Source organism: Streptosporangium sandarakinum (assembly GCF_013409935.1).
GTDB lineage: Bacteria > Actinomycetota > Actinomycetes > Streptosporangiales > Streptosporangiaceae > Streptosporangium > Streptosporangium nondiastaticum.
In genome coordinates, this window is record NZ_JACCCO010000001.1 from 2,163,817 (window position 1) to 2,182,362 (window position 18,546).

Here is an 18,546-nt window from a genome sequence, read left to right on the forward strand (position 1 = left end):
GTACGGCGCCGGTCCTCACAGCAGCAGCCTGCGGGCCAGGTCGGAGCGGAACACCCCGGCCGGGTCCACCTCGTCGCGGACCCTACGCCACTCGTCCAGCCGCGGGTACATCGCCGCCACCGTCGCGGCCGACGTCCGGGAGTCCTTGGCGAGGTAGATCCGGCCGCCGGCCTCGGCCACCTGGTCGTCGAACCCGCGCAGCAGCCGGGCCAGGCCCCGCCGCCCCGCCGGGATGTCCAGGGCGAGCGTCCAGCCGGGGATCGGGAACGACAGCATCCCCGGCGTGCCCGGACCGAACCGCTTGAGCACGGTCAGGAAGGAGACCACGCCCTCGGCGGACAGCCGGGCGACGATCCGCCGCAGTGTCGCCTCCTGCCCGAACGGCACCGCGAACTGGTACTGCACGAACCCGCGCGAGCCGTAGACCCGGTTCCAGCCGTCCACCCCGTCGAGCGGGTGGAAGAAGGGCGCGATGCCCTGGATGAGGCCGGTCGCCGGGCGCGATTTGGCGTACCACGCCTCGTTGAAGGCGCGCACGGTCACCGGGTTCAGCAGGCCGTTGGGCGCCCAGGGCGGGGCCTTGAGCACCGGGCCGGGGTTGAACGCCAGCGGGTCGGCGCCGCGCGGCAGCTCGTCGCGGGCGGCGTGGTCGCCGCGGGTCAGGACGCTGCGGCCCATCCGGCCGCCCCTGGCGAGCAGGTCGATCCAGGCGACCGTGTAGCGGTAGCGGTCGTCGGTGGCGGCCATCGTCTCCAGCGTCTGGTCCAGGTCGCGGGTCCGCTCGACGTCCACCCGGACGCGGGAGGTCTCGATCGGCACGCACCGGAACACCGCCTCGGTGATCACGCCGGTGAGCCCCATCCCGCCGACCGTGGCCCAGAACAGGTCGCCGCCGTCGCCGCCGTCATCCCCGCCGCTCCTGTCCGGGGTGACCGTCCGTGTCTCGCCCGAGGCCGTGACCAGGGTGAGGGAGCGCAAGTGGGCGCCGAAGGAGGAGTCGACGTGGTGGTTCTTGCCGTGCACGTCGGCCGCCACCGCGCCGCCGACGGTCACGTGCCGGGTCCCCGGGGTGACCGGCACGAACCAGCCCCGCGGCACCAGCGCGGCCATCAGGTCGTGCAGGCTCACCCCCGCGCCCGCGGTGACCAGGCCCGTGGTCTCGTCGATGGACCAGGTGTCCAGCCCGGTGCAGTCGCACACCAGCCCCCCGGCGTTCTGCGCGGCGTCGCCGTAGGAGCGGCCGAGGCCCCGGGCGGCGACGCCGCGGGCGGGGGCCCGCCGTACCAGCTCGGCGATCTCCTCGGCGGAGCGGGGGCGGGTCAGGCGTGCCGGGGTCGGCGCGGTACGGCCCCAGCCGGTGAGGAAGGTCATGAAAGGTAGATTCCCACGAGCAGGGGCACGAGCAGCAGGGCGGTGAAGAGCAGCAGGGGCCGGTCGCGCAGCACGAGCTCCTCGGGCTCCTCACCCACCCCCCGGTCCACCAGCAGGTTGTGCCGCAGGACGATGAGCACGAACGGCACGATGCTGATCGCGTGGAAGGGGCCGGGGTGCCGCTCGTTCAGCGCCCACAGGCAGTAGGTCACGATCATGGCGCCCGAGGACATCGACCGGACCCCGGCGAGGTAGCTCGGCGTGTAGGCGGACAGGGCCCGCCGGGCGGAGTCGCCGGAGGCGCGCAGCTCGGCCTCGCGCTTGCCCGTCACGAGCAGCAGCGAGCCGAGCGAGACGACCACCAGGAACCAGCTCGTCACCGGCACGTCCACGGCGACCGCGCCGGCGAGGGCGCGGACCACGTGGCAGCCGGCGACCGCGACCAGGTCCACCACGGCCTGGTGCTTGAGCCAGAAGGTGTAGGAGAAGGTCAGCGCCAGGTACCCGGCGACGACGGCGGGCAGCTTCCAGTCGCCGGACAGCGCGGCCAGCGCCGGGCCCAGCAGCAGCAGGACGACCCCGGTGATCCGGGCGAGCCGTACGGTGACCAGACCCGCCGCGACCGGGCGGCGGCGCTTGCGCGGGTGGCGGCGGTCGGCCTCGACGTCGGCGGCGTCGTTGAGCAGGTAGGCGCCGCTCGCGGCCAGGCAGAACGCACCGAAGGCGATGGCCGCGCCCAGCAGGCCACGGGGGGTGGTCAGCACTCCCGCCGCGGCGGGGGCCGCGAAGACGAGGGCGTTCTTCAGCCACTGGCGGGGCCGGCAGGCCCGCAGCAACGCCACGGGCGAGAACCCCGGGGAATCGGACGCGGCCGCCGGCGGGTCCGCCGACGGCCGCGCGACGGCCGTCTCCTCGTTCACCGGGTCCGGACTCGGCGCCCACGCCCGGCGACGACCATGATGATCCCGGCGACCAGCATGACGACGCCCACGATCAGCACGACCAGCGGGATGGTCACCTTGAGCAGGGTGATCTGGCCCCTGGCGTCCATGGCCTTCTTCACCAGGTTGTCGACCGTCTTGGGGGTCATCTTCGCCGTCGCGTCGAAGGCGGTGATGCTGTGGGCGCCGTCCTGGGTGGTGAAGACCTCGTGGCGCTCCTGCTCCTGCTTCACCGGCGAGCCGGTCGTGGGCTCGACCCAGAAGGTGTTCCGGCCGCTGTAGTACCGGTCGACCTGGACATCGCCGATCGTGTCCGTCACCCCTATGATCGAGGCGGGGAAGCCGCGGGTCTCGGTCTTCGTTCTGGGAACGTCCTGCTCGAACCGGTAGGTGCGCACCCCGTTGACGTCCTCCTCGCCGACGAAGCGGGCGTCGAACGCCTTGCCCGCGGTGGCGTTGAAGACGCGGTAGGTCTTCTTCTGCACGTCGAAGGGGAACAGGTAGACCTGCCCCTCCAGCTTCACCGGCTTCTTGTCGATGTTGGCGGCGCAGCAGTCGACGGCCGCGCCGGTGTACTTGTTGAAGGCGCTGCGGCGGGGGGTGAGCGCGATCAGCGGGTTGTCGTTGGTCACGTCGTTGGCCGCCAGGAGCTCATCCCAGACCACCCGGTCGCCCTGGGCCTGGGAGACGTCTCCCCGCACGGTCACGGTGATGTCGGCTTCACCGGTCATCACCTTGAGATCCTTGGCGCTGAAGTACCGCGCGCCCGGGGCGACCAAATTGTTGATCCCGTAGTAGTCGGCCGGGGCGGCGATCAGCTTGGGGCCGACCTGGAACCGCATGAGCGGCGCCAGCACGATGAGGAACGCCCCTAGTGCTATGAGGACTAGTCCAACGGTCCGGCGCATCTGGCCTCCTGGGGGTCCCGGCCTGGGAGATTTAGGGGGATATATCTGGATTAACGAGGCTACTGGCCAGTATGTTATTTGCCGAGAGTGACCGTCGTCACGTAGGGATGCGGAAAAGTGACCGAAACAGGTTCTAGTACGGAGGCCCTCTCCGATCCGGATCCCGCGGTCCCCCGTAAAACTACCCTCGAACCGCTCCCCCCGAGCCCCCGGGATGCCTCGGAGCCCGCCGCACCGGCCGCCGGGGACGGGCCCGCGACGCTCTCCGGCGACGGCCGGCTCGACACCCTCGACGGCGTGCGCGCCGTCGCCGCGTTCGCCGTGCTCGTCTTCCACGTGGCGACCGAGACCGGGGCCGCGCTCGCGCCCGGCTTCGGCGGCGCGCTGCTCTCCCGAGGCGACGTGGCCGTGCCGATCTTCTTCGCGCTCTCCGGGCTGCTGCTCTACCGGCCCTTCGCGGCGTCGCTGCTGGCCGGGGAGGCGCCCGTCCACGTGCGGTCCTACCTGTGGAAGCGCGCCCTGCGGATCCTGCCCGCCTACTGGCTGACGGTCGCCGTCGCCCTGCTGCTGTGGTCGCGCGACCACCTGTCGGACGGCTGGACCTGGCTGAAGCTGCTGACCCTCACCCAGAACTACGACACCCACCCCTGGTGGTTCGGCCTCGGGCCCAAGGGCCTCGCCCAGATGTGGAGCCTGTCGGTGGAGGCGGCCTTCTACGTCGCGCTCCCGCTGCTGGCGGCCGGGCTCGCGGCCTTCGCCCGGCGCGGCGGCCCGGACACCGGCACCCGGGCCCGGCGGCTGCTGGCCGGCCTGGCCGTACTGGGGGCGGTGTCACTGGTCTGGACGCTGCTGACCTACTACCCGGAGTACCGGCCCTACCTGAACTCCTGGGCGCCCCGGTCGGCGATCTTCTTCGCCGTCGGGATGGCGCTGGCCGTCGTACTGGCCTGGGACCGCGCCGACCCGGCGGGAGACTCCCCGGCGAGCCGGTTCCGGCGGGCGGCGTCCGCCTCCCCCGGCTCGTGGTGGCTGGTCGCCGCGCTGGCCTACGCGCTCGCGGCCTCCCCGGTGACCGGCACCCGCTTCCTCGGCATCGACGGCTTCTGGTCGGGCCTGTTCGAGATCGTCCTCTACGCGGTCGTCGCCACGTGCCTGCTCGTCCCCGCCACGCTGCCGCCCCCGGGCGACTCCCCGGTCCGGCTGCTGCTCGGCAACCGGGTCATGGCCTACCTCGGCCGGATCTCCTACGGGGTGTTCCTCTGGCAGTTCGTGGCCATCCACCTCTGGTACGGCTTCACCGGGCAGCGGTCGTTCACCGGCGGCTTCCTCGCCAACCTCGTCCCCATCACGGTCGTCACGCTGGCGATGGCCGCCCTGACCCACCGCTTCGTCGAACGCCCCGCCTACCGGCTGGCCCACCTCAGGCGTCGTAGGCGCTGATCTCGGTCAAGTCATCGCCGGGGTCGTACAGGTGATGGGTCAGGACGGGCCCTCGCCCTCGGGGGCCGGGGCGCCCAGGGCCACGGCGATCACGCAGACCGGAGCTTCCGGGTCGTTCATCTCGATCCGCATCCCCCGCCCGATCCCGTGCACCGGGAACTGGACCAGCCCCATGGCGGTCTTGCGCAGCGACAGGACGGTCCGCTCCCCGCCGACCTCCACGGTGACCGAGGCGGGACGGTCGGCCGAGTAGGACAGGCCGCCCACGGTGGCCCGGCCGCCGAAGGAGACCGCGTCGGGGAAGGACATCGCGCCCAGCAGCGTCCGCATGCACCGCTCGTCCGGACCCCGGGCGGCGAAGAAGCCGGGGGCGACGTTCATCCGCACCAGCCTGCCCTCCCGGTTGAAGACCCGGGCGTCCTCGGTGGGTTCGGGGTGGGCCATCCTGGCCCGCAGGACCGGCCGGGCCAGCGGGGCGAGCAGGCGGTCGGTGAGCCGCCGCTCGCCGTTCACCGGCAGCACGATGTCGGGCGGCACCGGGGCGGGGTAGATCACCGCGGTGTCCGGGGCGGCGGCCAGCTCCGCGGCGGCCGTGTCGAGGTAGGCCCGGACGCGCTGGCCGTTCAGGGTCGCCCGGTACGCCTCGACGGAGAACACCGACAACACCAGGTAGGCCCCGGCGGTGAGCCCCGCGACGAGGGCGAGCGAGGACCGCTCGGGCAGCGGGCGGCGGTAGGCGCCCGTCTCCCCCTCCACCGGTAGCAGCGCGCAGCCCAGGCAGACCGCGAGGACCAGCGCGGCGTCCGCGACGTAGCGGGTCTCGGCGCCCACCAGCCCCAGATAGCTGCCCCGGGCGATCACCGTCGGGATCGCGTCGGCGAACACCAGGTACCCGGTCAGCGTGAGCCACGCCCGGTGCGCCCGCCGCCGGTAGACGAGCGTGGCCACCACCGTGACCGCCAGCACCGCCCAGGAGAGCGCCACGACGAAGCCGGACGGCGCGGCCAGGCCGCCCGCGGGGGTCGGCGTCCACGACACCGGCCCGCCGACCGCCCCGCTGGGGAAGGTACGGCCCAGCAGCAGGGAGATCAGGTCGGCGGCCACGCCGGGCTTGGGGGCCGCGGCGCCCTCGCCCGGCGCGGTGTCCATCCGGTCGAGGTAGACGAGCGTGTAGGCGGCCAGCACCGCCGCGTGCGTCGCCCAGAGCCACCGGTTCGCCCGCAGCTCCCGCCACATCGAGCGGAGCCAGCCGGTCTCCCGGTCACGCAGGTACGCCGTGGTCAGCGCGAACAGCAGGAAGGCCGCGAAGACCCCCTTGGTGCTGAAGGCCATTCCGGCCACGCACCAGATCAGCGCGCGCCGGCCGTACCGGGCTCCCTCGCCGCGGGCGAAGCGCACCTGGGCGGTGAGCGCGAGCACCAGGGCGAGCTGGAGCGGGATCGCGTTGATCGCCGCGGCCCACCAGGCGAACGCCGGGAAGGTCAGCGGGCAGAACAGGAACAGCGCCAGCGGCAGCAGGATCGCCGGCCGACCGCCGAACAGGGTCCGCAGCAGCCGCAGCGCCAGCACGCCGAGCAGCGCCTGCGCGACGAGCGTGACGGCCGACACCAGCGCCCAGTCGTAGGGGGCGGCGCGCGACAGCACCCAGGTCAGCGCGATCGCGCCCGGCATGAAGTGGCCCTTGTGCACCCGGGTCAGGTAGTCGAGCGTGAAGTCCTCGCCGTAGGCGTTGCCGACGAACAACAGGTCGTCCTCGACGAAGTAGGAGTCGCGCAGGACCAGCACGCGCAGGACCAGCGACACCGCGATGAGGGCCGCCGCGCCCAGGGACACCGGGCCACGCAGCCGCGCCAGCCACCCGGGCAGCGTGAGACGCACCGCCGGCGCCTCCGGCCGGCCCGCCTCCGGCCGGCCCGCCTCCGCATCCGCCCCGTCCCGGGAACGGCCCGGTCCGGCGGCCTCGTCGGCGTGATCCGTGCCGGCCGGGTGCTCCGGGCCCGTGGCGGTTCTCGTGTCCTCAGTGGCGTCCACCAGGCGTCTCCCTACGATCCGGTGTTCCGGCGGAACACCGCGCGAGCTGTCAGGACCAGAAGTGATGCGGTGTTATGCTCCGGCCCACCTGGTTTGTCCAATTGCGGTGAGGAGCAGCATTGGAGACCCCGCAGGCACCGTTCCGGGCCACGTTGGGCCGGTCCGTCACACTCCTCCGCGCCTTCCGCAAGGAGCAGACCGACCCGGACTTCTTCTACGGCATGCTGGCCCGCGACACGGTCGCCCAGCTCGCCTCCTACACCGAACTGAACGGCGCGCTCGTCGCCGACGTCGGGGGCGGCCCGGGATACTTCACCGACGTGCTGCGCGCCGCGGGCGCCCGCCCGGTCTGCGTCGACTGCGACGCCGGGGAGATGATGGCCCGCCAGGGCGCCGCGCCCGAGGGGGCGGTGCTGGGCAGCGCGCTGGACCTGCCGCTGGCCACCGGGTCGGTGGACGTCTGCTTCTCCTCCAACGTGCTGGAGCACGTGCCCGACCCGTGGCGGATGGCCGCCGAGATGGTCCGGGTGACCAGACCCGGCGGCGTGGTGTACCTGTCGTTCACCAACTGGCTGTCGCCCTGGGGCGGCCACGAGACCTCCCCGTGGCACTACCTCGGCGGCCACCGCGCCGCCGCCCGCTACACCCGCCGGTACGGCAGGCGCCCCAAGAACGTCTACGGCGAGAGCCTCTACCCCGTCTCGGTCGGCGCCGCGCTGCGCTGGGCCCGGCGGCGGCCCGGCGTCACGGTCCTGGACGCCCTGCCCCGCTACCACCCTCGCTGGGCGACCCCGGTGATCCGCGTCCCGGGGCTGCGGGAGATCGTGAGCTGGAACCTGCTGCTCGTCCTGCGCCGCCACTGACCGCCGGGCACCGGCGGGAGACGCTCCGGGCGCCCCTGCCCGCCGCTCGTCCCCTGCCGGCCGCCGGGCACCGGGAGACGCTCCGGGAGTCCCCGCCCGCCGCTCAGCCCGTGCCGCCATCGACCGCCCCTTCCGGCCTCTCCGGCACGGCCGCGCCGACCACCACCGCGCGCAGGCAGACGCCGCTCTCCCGGCCGCCGTCCCGGCGTGATCCGTCCGGGAGCGAGCCGTCCGGGAGCGTGACGCGGACCGGCCCCGGGGCGGGTGCCGCCGAGAGGTGGACCCGCTCCCGGTCCGCCCGCAACGTGACCTCGGTCCGCCGCTCCCCCACGGTCACGATGACACGCGTGTCGCGGGGCACGTCGTAGTGCAGGCGGACGACGTTCCCCTCGTGGACGGCGAGATCGGCGGTGACCGCGCCGCCGCGCCACGGGAGGCAGCCGCGGTCCTCGCCGGCCACGAACCCGCCGAGGACCGCCGCGGGCACCAGGTGCCCCCGGTCGTCGAAGGTGACCGCGTCGTAGGCGACCCCGGGGTGGGCGACCCGCTCGCGCAGCGCGCCCCGGGCGAGCGGGGCGAGCGCCCGGGAGGTCAGCCGGTCCGGCAGCGACTGCCAGGGGAACAGCAGCCGCTCGGGCACCATCGCGGGGTACACGCCGGGCTCGGGGCCGAGCGCGGCGAGGTCCGCGCGGGCCGCGTCGAAGTAGGCGCGGCCGGTACGGCCGGGGAGCGTGGGGCCGAAGACCGACGCCGACACCAGGGCGAGCGCCACGTAGGCGCACGCGGCCGGTACGGCGTACACCGGGAGGGTCCGCGCGCCCCCGTCCGGGACCGTCGCCGGACCGGCCGCCTCCGGACCCTGGACCGCCGGGTCCGACGCGTCCCCTTCCGGGCTCGGAACCGCCGGGTTCGCCGTCGTGCTCCCCGCCGGAGACGCCGTGCCCCGCCGTACGGCCCGCGCCTTCGCGCCCCGCCACGTCATCAGGGCCAGCGCCAGGCAGACCGTGAGCAGGGGGAGGGCGTCGGCGATGTAGCGGCTCTCGAAGGCGCGCCACGGCCCGGAGCGGACGATCATGATCAGCAGGCCGTCCGCGACCAGGAGGTAGCCGCCCGCCAGCAGCCACGCCGGGACCGCCGCGCGCCGCGCCCGGCAGGTTCCCGCCACGACGGCGGCCAGGGCCAGCCAGGCCACGGCGATCTCGACGGGCCGGTGACCGGCCAGCGCGCCGGCCGACAGCACCGGCTCCCAGGTCAGCGGGCCCCCGACCAGCAGGGTCGGGACCGTGCCGCCGAAGAACGTCGCGGCGTAGTCCACGGCCGTGTAGAAGCCGGGGAACGTGATCCCCTGGCCGCCGGACCGCCCGGACGCCGCGAGGTACCCGGCGAGGTAGGCGCCGGCCACCGCCGCGTGGACGAGCCACAGGCCCAGGTGCCGGCGCGCGGCGCCGAGCACCCCGTGTTCCCCGGCGAGGAGCACGACGGTGAGCAGGAACAGCACCGGCGGGACGAGGACCGCCTTCTCGAAGAACAGCAGCCCGGCGCAGGTCCAGGCGAGCCCGGCGACCGCGTGCCGCACCCGGCCGGTGCGGACCAGCAGCACCTGCGAGCACATCGCCATGAGCATGGCGATGTGCAGGGGCAGGATGTTGATCGCCGCGGCGAACCAGGCGGTCGCCTGGAAGCTCGCGGGCGAGAACAGGAAGAAGGCGAGCGGGACGAGGACCATCGGCCGGGCCCCGAACAGCAGGCGCAGCAGCCGGTACAGCGCCAGGGCCGCCGCCGCGGACAGGGCGAGGACGACGACCGAGACCAGCCCCCAGTCGTAGGGGGAGATCGCGGTGAGGGCCCGGACCAGCGCGAGGGCGCCCGGCATCAGGTGGCCGATGTGCACCCGCAGCAGGTGCGCCCAGCCGAACGGCTCGGTCACGGCCCGGCCGACGAAGACGATGTCGTCCTCGACGAAGTAGGACCGGCTGAGCAGCCATCCCTTCAGTACGAGGCCCGCGGCCACCAGCAGCAGCGCCGCGGCCGTGAGGCCGTGCCGGAGCCGTGGGACGCCGCGCGCCCAGGCCGGCAGCCGCAGTTCCACCTCGACCGGGCCGCCGCCCGTTCCCGTCATCGCCTCACCCCGGCCGCCGCGCCGCTCACTTCCGCTCCCCGTCCGCCCCGGCCGCGGCCGGCTCGCCGCCCGCCTCCGCGCCCGGCCGTACCCCGGCCGGGTCCCCGTTCGTCTCCGCGTCCGGCCGTACGGCCGGCTCCCCGGCCGGGCCGGGCCGCCCGTCCCGCCTCCGCCGCCGGAGGGCCACCGGGACCAGCGCGAGCCCGGCCGCCAGGAACAGCCCCGGCAGCAGGTCGCGGACGAGGAGGACCCAGCGGGCGAAGGCCTCCGCGTCGGCCACCCGGTCCGCCACGTCCTCGGGCATCATGTCCAGGTCCGCCAGGAGGGCCACCTTGCGCTCGACCCCGTCGGGGGTGCGCAGGGTCTGGCGCTGGTGTTCGCGTACCTTGACCGTCAGGCCGCTCTCCGGCTCCACCCAGATCGTCCGGGTCACCTCGGCGTAGCGGGCGACGTTGACGGCCCGCCACTCCGGCAGGCCCAGCACCTTGCCCGGGAGCCGCCCGGGGACGTCCTCGATCCTGATCGGGCCCGCCGTGTAGGTGTAGCGGTAGGCCGGCCGGCCGAACACCCGTTCCTGCCGCTCGTAGCGGAGCGGGACCGCCGTCCGCAGCAGCACGTCGTACATCGGGTAGGTCCGCGGCTCGGCGCGGAACGGCAGGCGGAAGGCCAGCCCCTCCTGGCGGGCGCCGGGGTCGTCGTCGACGTACCCGTCGCAGCAGGCGACCGCGAGGCCCGTCCTGCGGTCGAAGGCGGTCCGGCGCTCGTGGTAGTCGATCCGGTCGCCGCCCTCGGTGGTGAGCGAGGTGAACTCCACCCACACCGCGGTGTCCGGGCCGCCCGCGCCGGCGTCCCCGCTCACCGTCGTGGTGGACAGCAGCGAGACCCCGGCGTGGGAGGTGAGCGTCGCGGTGTCGAAGTACTGGGCGCCGGACGCCGTCATGCGGTACGTCCTGGCCTGCTCCAGCGGCATCACCAGGGCGCTCGGGTAGACGTACAGGCGCAGCAGCGCCGCCAGCGTGACGAAGAAGGCGCTCGCCGCCGCGAACGCCGTCCAGGGGACCCGCGGGCCGGTCACCGGCGCACCGCCGTCGCGGCCGGCTCCGGGTGCCGCACCGGTTCCGGGGCGGCCGGGGCGGCGGGGACCGGCTCCGGGGCCGCGACCGGCAGCCAGGCGAGCGCCAGCAGGCAGAGCACCTGCGGCACGACGCCGGTCAGCGCCCCGGCGAGCGCGGTCCCGCCGTACGCGGTGCCGGCGGCGAGCGCGAGACCGGCCAGGAAGAGCGGGACCGCCGGCGCCCACCGCAGCAGCGTCGCGGACACGGATCCGCCGGGGCGGACGCCCCAGAGCCTGACCGGCCGGGCGTACAGCGCCGCCGCCGCGGTGACGACCACCGCGCCCGCCACGCCGCCGGTCCACAGGCCGACGGCCGGGGCGAGCGGCCAGAACCAGGCCGCGCGGACCGCTGCGGCCCCCGTCCCCGCCCGGCGGGCCGCGGTACGGCGCGGCCGGACGAACGCGAGCGCCGCCACCAGCGGCACCAGGCACCCGCCGCCGAGCAGCGCCGCGCGATAGGCGGAGTCGGGTTCGTAGCGCATGGTCACCACGCCCTGCCCGGCGGGCAGCTCCCACGCCTGCCGCCAGCCGTCCAGCCGGACCGGCGTCAGCCGCCCGCCGTCGAGGTACGCCTGCCAGCCCGCGTTGTGGTTCTCGTTGACCACCAGGTAGGAGGGGGCGGAGGCCGAGAAGCGGACCCGGCGCTCGGCCGGCCCCCACGCCTCCGCGGTCACGGGCGAGGCCGTCACGGCGTCGCCTTCCGAGCCGCCCCGGCCGGTTCCGGACGACGATCCGGGTTCCCGGTCCGCCGTCCCGCCGTCCGTCCCGCTTTCCGTCGCACCGCCCGTCTCACCGTCCGCGGCGCGCACCACGAGCGACTCGATCCGGAAGGCGTCGGCCGGGGCGACGCTCACCCTGGCCGTGCCCGGCTTCAGCTCGACCGGCCCGCAGGCGCGGTAGCCGACGGGACGGCCGCCGAGCACGTCGCCCATCGTGCCCCGGACGACCTCGGTGCGCACCGTTTTGCCGTTCACCGAGAGGGTGGGCCCGTATCCGCAGGGCAGCCGCAGCGGGGTCGTCTCCATCGAGCCGAGCGGCTTCACTCCGGGGACGGTGACCTCCGACACCTCGATCGGCCGGGACACCGGGGCGGTGAAGCCGATCTCCAGGGTGTCGGTGGTGATCTTGGGGAAGACCACCCGGCCGTCGGCGCGGATCCAGCCCCGCGTGGTCTGCCCGCCGCCGCTCACGCTGACCTGGACCGGCGGCTGCCCGAGGAAGGAGTCGGGGAACAGGACCATGATCTGGGAGATCGTCCGCTTCCTGCCCAGCCTGACCGTCAGGGTCGGGTGGCGGTCGGCGGGGTCGGCGTACCAGACGGTGCCGAGGTCGCCGTCCATGGCCGCGCGGCCGAGCACGGCCGGGTGGCCGGTCAGCGTGGAGGAGGCGGTCACCTGCGGGTGGACGCCGTGCAGGGTGGTGACGAGGCGGGAGGAGACGGGGTCGGTCAGCACGGCGTCGCCGCTGAGGGACCGCTTCCCTCCCTCGCGGACGGTGAAGGAGCGGTCGAAGCCGTCGCCGTCCTCCCCGGTGACCTGCAGCGTGGAGGGGTCGCAGGTCCAGGTGGACGACCCGCGCATGCAGGCGCTCGCCGTACCCCGGCGGGTCAGCAGCACCGTCCCGGGGTCGCGCGGGCCGTCGGGGGGCACGACGAGGGTGCGTCCGGGCCGCACGCCGGGGATCGCGACCTCGGTGACGCCGACGCGGGCGCCGGTCGGCGTCGCGAGTTCGGCGGCCAGCCGGGTCACCCGGATCCGCAGCCAGGAGGTCCGCCCGAGGGGCGGGCGCATCAGCTGCGGGTCGGCGGTCGGGTTCACCGCGACCCGGCGGGCGCCCGCCTCGGTCTCCAGGGACACCTCGGCCACCTGCGGCAGCAGCGGCGAGCGCTCGAAGGCGACGGTGATCTGCGGCATGTCGATCGGCTCGGTGAAGCGCACCCGGAGCCACTGCCCGACCGCGCCGTCCCAGCCGTCGGAGCGCCACCCGGTGCGCGGGTCGCCGTCGAACGCCGCGTACGGCTGGCGGCCCGGGTCGCGGCGCTCCCCCGCCCCGATGCCCGACTCGGCGGAGGAGGCCCGCACGTCCCGGACGCCGGTGTAGGCGGCCGTGACGGTCGCGCCGGACCAGGCGGGGTCGGTGAGGTCGGCGCCCCGGGGCCGCTCGGGCCGCTGGCCGGCGGTCATGGTGGGGGTGGCGATGCGACGCAGGTCGCCGAAGAGGATCTCGCGGCGGCGCAGCGTGTCGGTGGCCACCGTGTCGCGCGCGGACACGGCGGGCGCCCCGGGCTCGTCCCCGACCACGACGGGCCGGTCGTCGGCGAGCAGTCCCTCCTCGGCCATGTCCAGCACCGCCTCGGGCGCGCCGGTGACCCGGAGCGTCCCGTCGCGCGGCACGGTCGCGGCGAGCGGCGCGGGGTCGGGCACCGCGTAGACCTCCAGCGCCGAGTAGGGCTGCTCGAACCAGCCGGCGGCCGTGGGGCTGGACCGCAGGCCGATCTCCGGGCCGAAGCCGGCGACCCGCCGCAGGCCGGTGGACTCGGCGAGGGTCTCGTGGACCCGCGCGGGCCAGGCCGTGCCGAGGCTCTGCCGGGCGAGGTCGTTGCGGACCAGCAGGTACTTCACGCCGATCCGGCGCAGCGCGGCGGTGAGGCCCGGCGATCCGCGGCCGGTGGCGAAGCGCTCGTCCACCGCCTGGACCAGCCTCGCCAGTCCCGGCGAGCCCCAGGGGACGTTGGTGTGGGTCGCCCAGCGCACGGTCAGCAGCGACTGCATGGGCTCGTCCATCGGGCGGCCCCACAGGTAGTCGCCGCGGCGCGAGCCGGGAACGGCCAGGACCATGCCGTCGCCGGTGTTGCGGTTCAGCCAGGTCGCGGCGTCCCGCCAGTAGCCGGGCAGCGCCTCGAACCCCCCGGCGGGGGTCGCCCCGGCGGTGGCCACCGGCAGCGCGGCCAGGGCGGCCAGCACGGCGGTGCCGGCCAGGACGGGTCGGCGCAGCCGTACCGGGCCGGCCAGGGGCAGGGCCGCGAGGCCCAGGGCCAGCGGGAGCCGGATGAGGGCGTCGAACTTGTGCAGGTTGCGGAAGGGCGCCAGCGGCCCGTCGAGCAGCGCCCGCACCTGCTCGGTCCACGGGTGGGCGAGCGCGTCGGCGTGCCCGGCGGTGACCGCCACCACCCCGGCCAGCACGCTGAGCGCGAGGAAGGGCCGCTCCGGCGTGGCGCGGGCGGCGATCCCGGCGAGGCCGAGCGCGGCGACCGCCGCGGTCAGCGCGATCATCACCGGCGCGGTGGCCTGCTCGAACGACGCGGGCAGCCACGCCTGGCCGTCCACCGGCAGGAAGGACATCCAGCTCGACGTGCCGCGCAGGGTGTTGAGGAGCGAGGTGACGCCGGTGGTGGCGTCGGCGGTCTCGATGAAGGGCAGGAAGGAGAAGATGTAGCGGCCCATCACCAGCAGGGGCAGCAGCCACCACATCGACACCGCGGCCACGCAGGCGAGCCACCAGGCGAGCAGGCGCCGCCGGTGGGGGCCGCCGCGCCGGGTCAGCAGGTACAGCAGCGGCACGACGAGGACCGCCAGCTCGGCCACGGCGTTGATCCCGCCGGCGAAGACGAACGCCAGCGCCGACAGCGCGGCGGCCCGGCGCGGGCTCGCCCCGGGCCGGGTGCCGTGGACCAGGGGCAGCAGCACCCACGGCAGCACGGCGCTCGGCTGGAACTCCGAGGAGTTGGTCCCGATCAGCGCGACGGCGTGCGGGGCGAGGGCGTAGGCGAGCCCGGCCAGGACGCGGGTGGCGGGGGCGCCGATCCCCATCGCCCGCGCGACCCGCTCGACGCCGAGGAACGCCGCGCACAGCACCAGCGCCATCCACAGCCGCTGGACGTTCCAGGCGGGCATGCCGAGCTCGGTGAACAGCGCGTAGAACGGGCCCATCGGGAACAGGTAGCCGTACGCCTGGTTCTGCAGGTGGCCGAAGAACGCGCCGTCCCACAGGTGCGTCGCCCTGGCCAGGAAGGCGACCGGGTTGATCGCCATGTCGAGCTTGGTCTCGCCGATGACCTGGCCGGGGGCGGTGTTGAACGCCACGGCGGCGAGCAGCAGGCAGCCGGCCAGCAGGCGCAGGCCGTGCCGGAGCCGGCCGGGCTCGGAGGCGGGTTCCGTGTTCAAGCGGGGTCGGTCTCCCCGGAGGCGATGCGCAGGCCGGCGGTCGCGGCCCTGCGGAGCGGGCCTGCCGTACGGGCGGCGCGCAGTTCGGCGGTGACGAGGCCGGTGACGGCGGCGCCGGTCCGCCCCCAGGTGAACTCGCCCGCCCACGCCCGGCAGGCCGCCTGGATCTCCGCGCGCCGCGCCGGGTCCGACAGCTCCCCGATCGCCCGGTCCACCACGTCGGCGAGCGTCTCGCCCTCGCGGACCAGCCAGCCGGTCACCCCGTCCCGGACCGAGTCGCGCAGCCCGGCGACGTCGTAGGCGACGGTCGGCACGCCGAAGCCCGCGGCCTCGATCACCGTGAGGCCCCAGCCCTCGAACTCCGAGGCGGTCACGTTCAGCAGCGCCGCGCCGAGCACGGCGTTCTTGGCGGGCTCGGCGAGGAAGCCGTGCAGGTGCACCCGGCCGGCGACGCCCAGCTCGGCGGCCCGGCGGGCGAGCGACCCGCTCTCGGGCCCCCGGCCCACGACGTGGACGTGCAGCCCGGGGCGGGTCTCGCCCAGCTCGGCGGCCAGGCCGACGACCCGCTCGACCCTCTTGTGCCCGACCAGCCTGCCCAGGTAGACCACGAGCGGGTCGCCGGGCAGCTCCCGCATCGTCACCGGGCGGGCCGCCGGACTGCCGTTGGCCACGACGTGGATCGGCGCCTTCCAGCGCAGCCGCGCCCGCAGGTCCTCCCGGGACGACTCCGAGACGGTGATCGTGGTGCGGCGGCGGTAGAGCGACCGCGCCACCGGCCCCTCGACGAAGCAGCCGATCCTGGCGAGCCAGGGCGGGAAGAATGCGTGGAACTGCCGGTCGTGCACGTGGTGCACCAGGCAGATCACCGCGGTGCGGCGGCGTACCACCAGGGGGGAGAAGAAGGGGATGCCGTTCATCGAGTCGATGACGACGTCGAACCGGCGGCGGCGCAGCAGCAGCCAGAGCGGCACGAGCAGGTAGACGAGGTAGCGGTTGCCCATCCTGCGCAGCTCGACGCCGTCGCGCTGTTCCGCGGCGGACTGGCCGGGCTCGCGGGCCGTGGCGAACCACACCTTCGCGCCCTGGCCGGTCAGGTAGCGGCTGATCTGCCAGGCGTACTCCTCCGCGCCGCCCGCCACCGACTGCTGCGGCTCGCGGAAGTTCAGCACCGCCACCCGGACGCCGCGCAGCGGCTCCTCGGGCGTGCCCTCGGCCTCCACGCTGAGGGCGGGCCGCGACGGGGCGGACGGGCGCGGCCCCGCGCTCCGGCCGAAAAGGGCCACGCTGCCTCCTTGCTCTCCGGGCCGCGGTCCTCCGCGGTCTCTCCTGTCCCCCGCGTCCGGACGGGCGCCGCCGGTCCGGTCCGGGTACGGCGCCGCCGCCCGCCCGGCCCGGCGCGCCCGTTTCAGGGCATGGTGAAGCCGCGCTCCGTTCCGATGGACGATCTCCGCGGTCCGGCCGGGGACCGGTGCGATCACCGGCCGCCGCGCGGCCTCAGATCACCTGGTGCCGTAGTTGTACAGGGGGCGGTTCGGCGGCTCCGGGGTGGGCGAGCCGACGTTCACGACTGCCACGGAGGCACCGACCGCGAGGATCGCACCGATGGCCAGCGCCAAGAGCACTCGCATCCCTGGCTCCCTTCAGCGACGGACAGTGTGCCGAGACTAGAACGTGATTCGCGCATAAGCCATGGTTTTGGTTAAAACGTGACAAAGAAAGTTACCGTTGGGTACTCCTCCGAGCTGGGGATATGTCCCTCCAAGAACGCCGATCAAGCTGTTCAGAGGCCCTCGTCAAGCCGCAGGAGCCGGATCTCCGGGCCGGTGAACACGGTCGCCGCATCACGGAACGTGTCGTCACCGGCCCGGGTGAGGACATACCGGACGCCCAGCCGCGCCAGCGCCGCCTCCCGCGCTCCCGGGCGGGCGCGCAGCGCCGCGTCCACCCCCGCCGTCGCCGGGTCCTCGGGCGCCACCCGCAGCCGCCCGCCGCCGGGCAACCCCACCAGCAGCGCGTCGTTCCACAGCACCCTGCGCCGGAACATCTTGGTCGCCGGGTCGAGGATCACCCGGTGGCCGTTCCACCCGAACGCCCGGTGCGCGCCCCACGGCAGCGACAGCAGCGCCCCGGGCGCCGGGTCGGCGTTCACGATCGCCTGGACCCGCCGCCACTCGTCCGGGTAGTCCACCGCGGCCAGCCTGCCGAACGCCCCCAGCGCGAACGTGGGCAGCACCAGCACCGGAACCGCCGCCGCGACCGCGGCCACCGCGCGCGAGTTCCAGCGTTCCACCGCGCAGCCCAGGCCCACCGCCTGCAGCAGCGCGAACGGGGCGAGGTAGAGCTGGCCGTCCCGCAGCGGCCCGAACCCCGGCCACCAGGCGATCAGGCCGCCCAGCACCCCCGGCGCGAAGGCGCCCGCCAGGGCGACGCCCAGCCCGGCCACCGCCGCCGTCGCCAGCCCCGCCCGGTACGGCGCCGCCCGCCCGGCGCGCGTGCGCGCGAACCCCCAGACCGCGACCGCCGCCAGCGCCAGCCGCACGCCCGCCGACCACCAGGTGCCCTGTCCCGGCACCCCGGCGTCCGAGTTCCAGATCCCGCCGAGCGTGAGCAGGCTGCCGACCGTCCCGAAGGGGCCGTCGGCGCGGGCCGCGAACGCCCGCACCCCGGCGGGGTCGGTCACCGCCCGGCTGCCCAGGGCCGGCACCAGCCACGGCAGGCTGAGCAGGACGACGACCGCCGCGGCCCCGCCCGCCCGGCGGACCGCGGGACCGACCCGCCACCGGCCGCCGGCTTCACCGGGACGCCGGTCCGCCTCCGGTCCGCCGGACGGCTCCCCGGGGTCCGCACCCGGCGGGCCGGCGGGTGGCGGGTGACCGGCCGGACCCCGCGCGGTCGCCGCCACCGGGAGCACCGCCAGCGCCGAGACCAGCATCGCCTGGAACCCGCCCACCGCGGCCGGCAGCAGCGCGACCGCCAGCCGTACCGGCCAGGCGGCCCGCGCCCACCAGGTCTCCCGGGTCCCCGGGGTCGCCGGAGTCCGCCCGGCCCGCCGTACGGCTTCCGCTGAGGCACCCCTGAAGGAGTGGGCGGCGGCGCGCACCGCCCAGGGCAGCCCGGCCACCCCGAGCAGCAGCGCCCACTGGCCGAGCAGCAGCCGCTGCGCGAGGTAGGCGTTCCAGGCGTAGAAGGCCGCCGCCGCCAGCCGCGGGCCGAGACGCCGCGAGGGCACCAGTGCCGCCGCACCCGAGGCGGCCAGCACGAAGATGCCGAGCAGCGCGGCCTTCTGCACCGCCTGGACGGGCACGACCTGCGCGAGCAGCGCGACCACCAGGTCGCTGGGCACCGCCCGGGGGAAGCCCTCCCCCGGCCCGACCGGCGGCGGGTCGGGCACGAACACCATGTCGTACCGCAGCACGAACCCCGGGCCCAGCGCGGGCCCCAGCGCGAGCAGCCCGAGCGCCAGCCCGAGCAGGGCGGGCGCGAACCGCGCCGCCGCGGCCCGCGCGCCGGACGGCCCGCCCGCCTCCGGAAGGGTGCCTCCGTCCGCGGCCGGTCCCGGCGGGACGGCCGCGTCCGGCCCCGGAGGCACTCCCGCC

At 75.4% G+C, this 18,546-nt stretch carries 12 protein-coding genes; 2 read left to right on the forward strand and 10 right to left on the reverse strand.

Annotation, left to right across the window (positions count from 1 at the left end; genetic code table 11):
• Nucleotides 1-15: 15 nt before the first annotated feature.
• The 3 genes from dprE1 to pgfA (HDA43_RS09575) all read right to left on the reverse strand — a co-directional run bounded on the left by dprE1 (nt 16) and on the right by pgfA (HDA43_RS09575) (nt 3,220).
• Nucleotides 16-1,371, reverse strand: coding sequence for a decaprenylphosphoryl-beta-D-ribose oxidase (gene dprE1 / locus HDA43_RS09565; RefSeq protein ID WP_179819377.1), 1,356 nt, complete (start codon nt 1,369-1,371; stop codon nt 16-18).
• Nucleotides 1,368-2,213 (reverse strand): decaprenyl-phosphate phosphoribosyltransferase, encoded by an 846-nt coding sequence (locus tag HDA43_RS09570; protein WP_312873143.1) that lies wholly within the window; start codon nt 2,211-2,213, stop codon nt 1,368-1,370. The genes dprE1 and HDA43_RS09570 overlap by 4 nt, the downstream gene beginning before the upstream one ends.
• Before the next feature lie 74 nt (nt 2,214-2,287).
• Nucleotides 2,288-3,220, reverse strand: coding sequence for a cell envelope lipid trafficking protein PgfA (gene pgfA / locus HDA43_RS09575; protein WP_179819379.1), 933 nt, complete (start codon nt 3,218-3,220; stop codon nt 2,288-2,290).
• A gap of 117 nt (nt 3,221-3,337) precedes the next feature.
• On the opposite strand from pgfA (HDA43_RS09575), the gene HDA43_RS09580 reads away from it, so the two are divergent.
• Nucleotides 3,338-4,660: an acyltransferase family protein gene (locus HDA43_RS09580; protein ID WP_179819380.1), complete on the forward strand. Its 1,323-nt coding sequence runs from the start codon at nt 3,338-3,340 to the stop codon at nt 4,658-4,660.
• Between the two features lie 39 nt (nt 4,661-4,699).
• On the opposite strand, the gene HDA43_RS09585 is transcribed toward HDA43_RS09580, so the two are convergent.
• Entirely contained in the window at nt 4,700-6,691 is a 1,992-nt protein-coding gene (locus HDA43_RS09585) for a hypothetical protein (RefSeq protein WP_179819381.1), read from the reverse strand.
• 119 nt (nt 6,692-6,810) lie between these two features.
• Between HDA43_RS09585 and HDA43_RS09590 the strand changes: the two genes are divergently transcribed.
• Complete coding sequence (locus HDA43_RS09590) at nt 6,811-7,554, forward strand: class I SAM-dependent methyltransferase (RefSeq protein WP_246423933.1); 744 nt, start codon at nt 6,811-6,813, stop codon at nt 7,552-7,554.
• Between the two features lie 103 nt (nt 7,555-7,657).
• Here HDA43_RS09590 and HDA43_RS09595 read toward each other — a convergent pair whose 3' ends face one another.
• The 6 genes from HDA43_RS09595 to HDA43_RS09615 all read right to left on the reverse strand — a co-directional run bounded on the left by HDA43_RS09595 (nt 7,658) and on the right by HDA43_RS09615 (nt 18,539).
• Nucleotides 7,658-9,673: a hypothetical protein gene (locus tag HDA43_RS09595; protein WP_179819382.1), complete on the reverse strand. Its 2,016-nt coding sequence runs from the start codon at nt 9,671-9,673 to the stop codon at nt 7,658-7,660.
• Nucleotides 9,674-9,698: 25 nt separating this feature from the next.
• Entirely contained in the window at nt 9,699-10,748 is a 1,050-nt protein-coding gene (pgfA, locus tag HDA43_RS09600; RefSeq protein WP_179819383.1) for a cell envelope lipid trafficking protein PgfA, read from the reverse strand.
• On the reverse strand, nt 10,745-14,950 hold the full coding sequence (locus HDA43_RS09605; RefSeq protein ID WP_218911667.1) for an alpha-(1->3)-arabinofuranosyltransferase domain-containing protein: 4,206 nt from the start codon (nt 14,948-14,950) through the stop codon (nt 10,745-10,747). The genes pgfA (HDA43_RS09600) and HDA43_RS09605 overlap by 4 nt, the downstream gene beginning before the upstream one ends.
• Complete coding sequence (locus tag HDA43_RS09610) at nt 14,947-16,233, reverse strand: glycosyltransferase family 4 protein (protein ID WP_179819384.1); 1,287 nt, start codon at nt 16,231-16,233, stop codon at nt 14,947-14,949. The genes HDA43_RS09605 and HDA43_RS09610 overlap by 4 nt, the downstream gene beginning before the upstream one ends.
• A 216-nt stretch (nt 16,234-16,449) precedes the next feature.
• The gene (locus tag HDA43_RS35850) at nt 16,450-16,578 is read right to left on the reverse strand and encodes a hypothetical protein (protein WP_268246289.1); all 129 of its coding nucleotides are present in this window, start codon (nt 16,576-16,578) and stop codon (nt 16,450-16,452) included.
• 152 nt (nt 16,579-16,730) lie between these two features.
• Complete coding sequence (locus HDA43_RS09615; protein ID WP_312873144.1) at nt 16,731-18,539, reverse strand: MmpA family trehalose lipid delivery protein; 1,809 nt, start codon at nt 18,537-18,539, stop codon at nt 16,731-16,733.
• Nucleotides 18,540-18,546 lie beyond the last annotated feature (7 nt).

Bases quoted from the DNA above. Each gene is read 5' to 3' on its own strand.
- HDA43_RS35850 (WP_268246289.1), bottom strand. From the start codon at position 16,578: ATGCGAGTGCTCTTGGCGCTGGCCATCGGTGCGATCCTCGCGGTCGGT.
- pgfA (WP_179819379.1), bottom strand. From the start codon at position 3,220: ATGCGCCGGACCGTTGGACTAGTCCTCATAGCACTAGGGGCGTTCCTC.
- dprE1 (WP_179819377.1), bottom strand. From the start codon at position 1,371: ATGACCTTCCTCACCGGCTGGGGCCGTACCGCGCCGACCCCGGCACGC.
- HDA43_RS09595 (WP_179819382.1), bottom strand. From the start codon at position 9,673: ATGACGGGAACGGGCGGCGGCCCGGTCGAGGTGGAACTGCGGCTGCCG.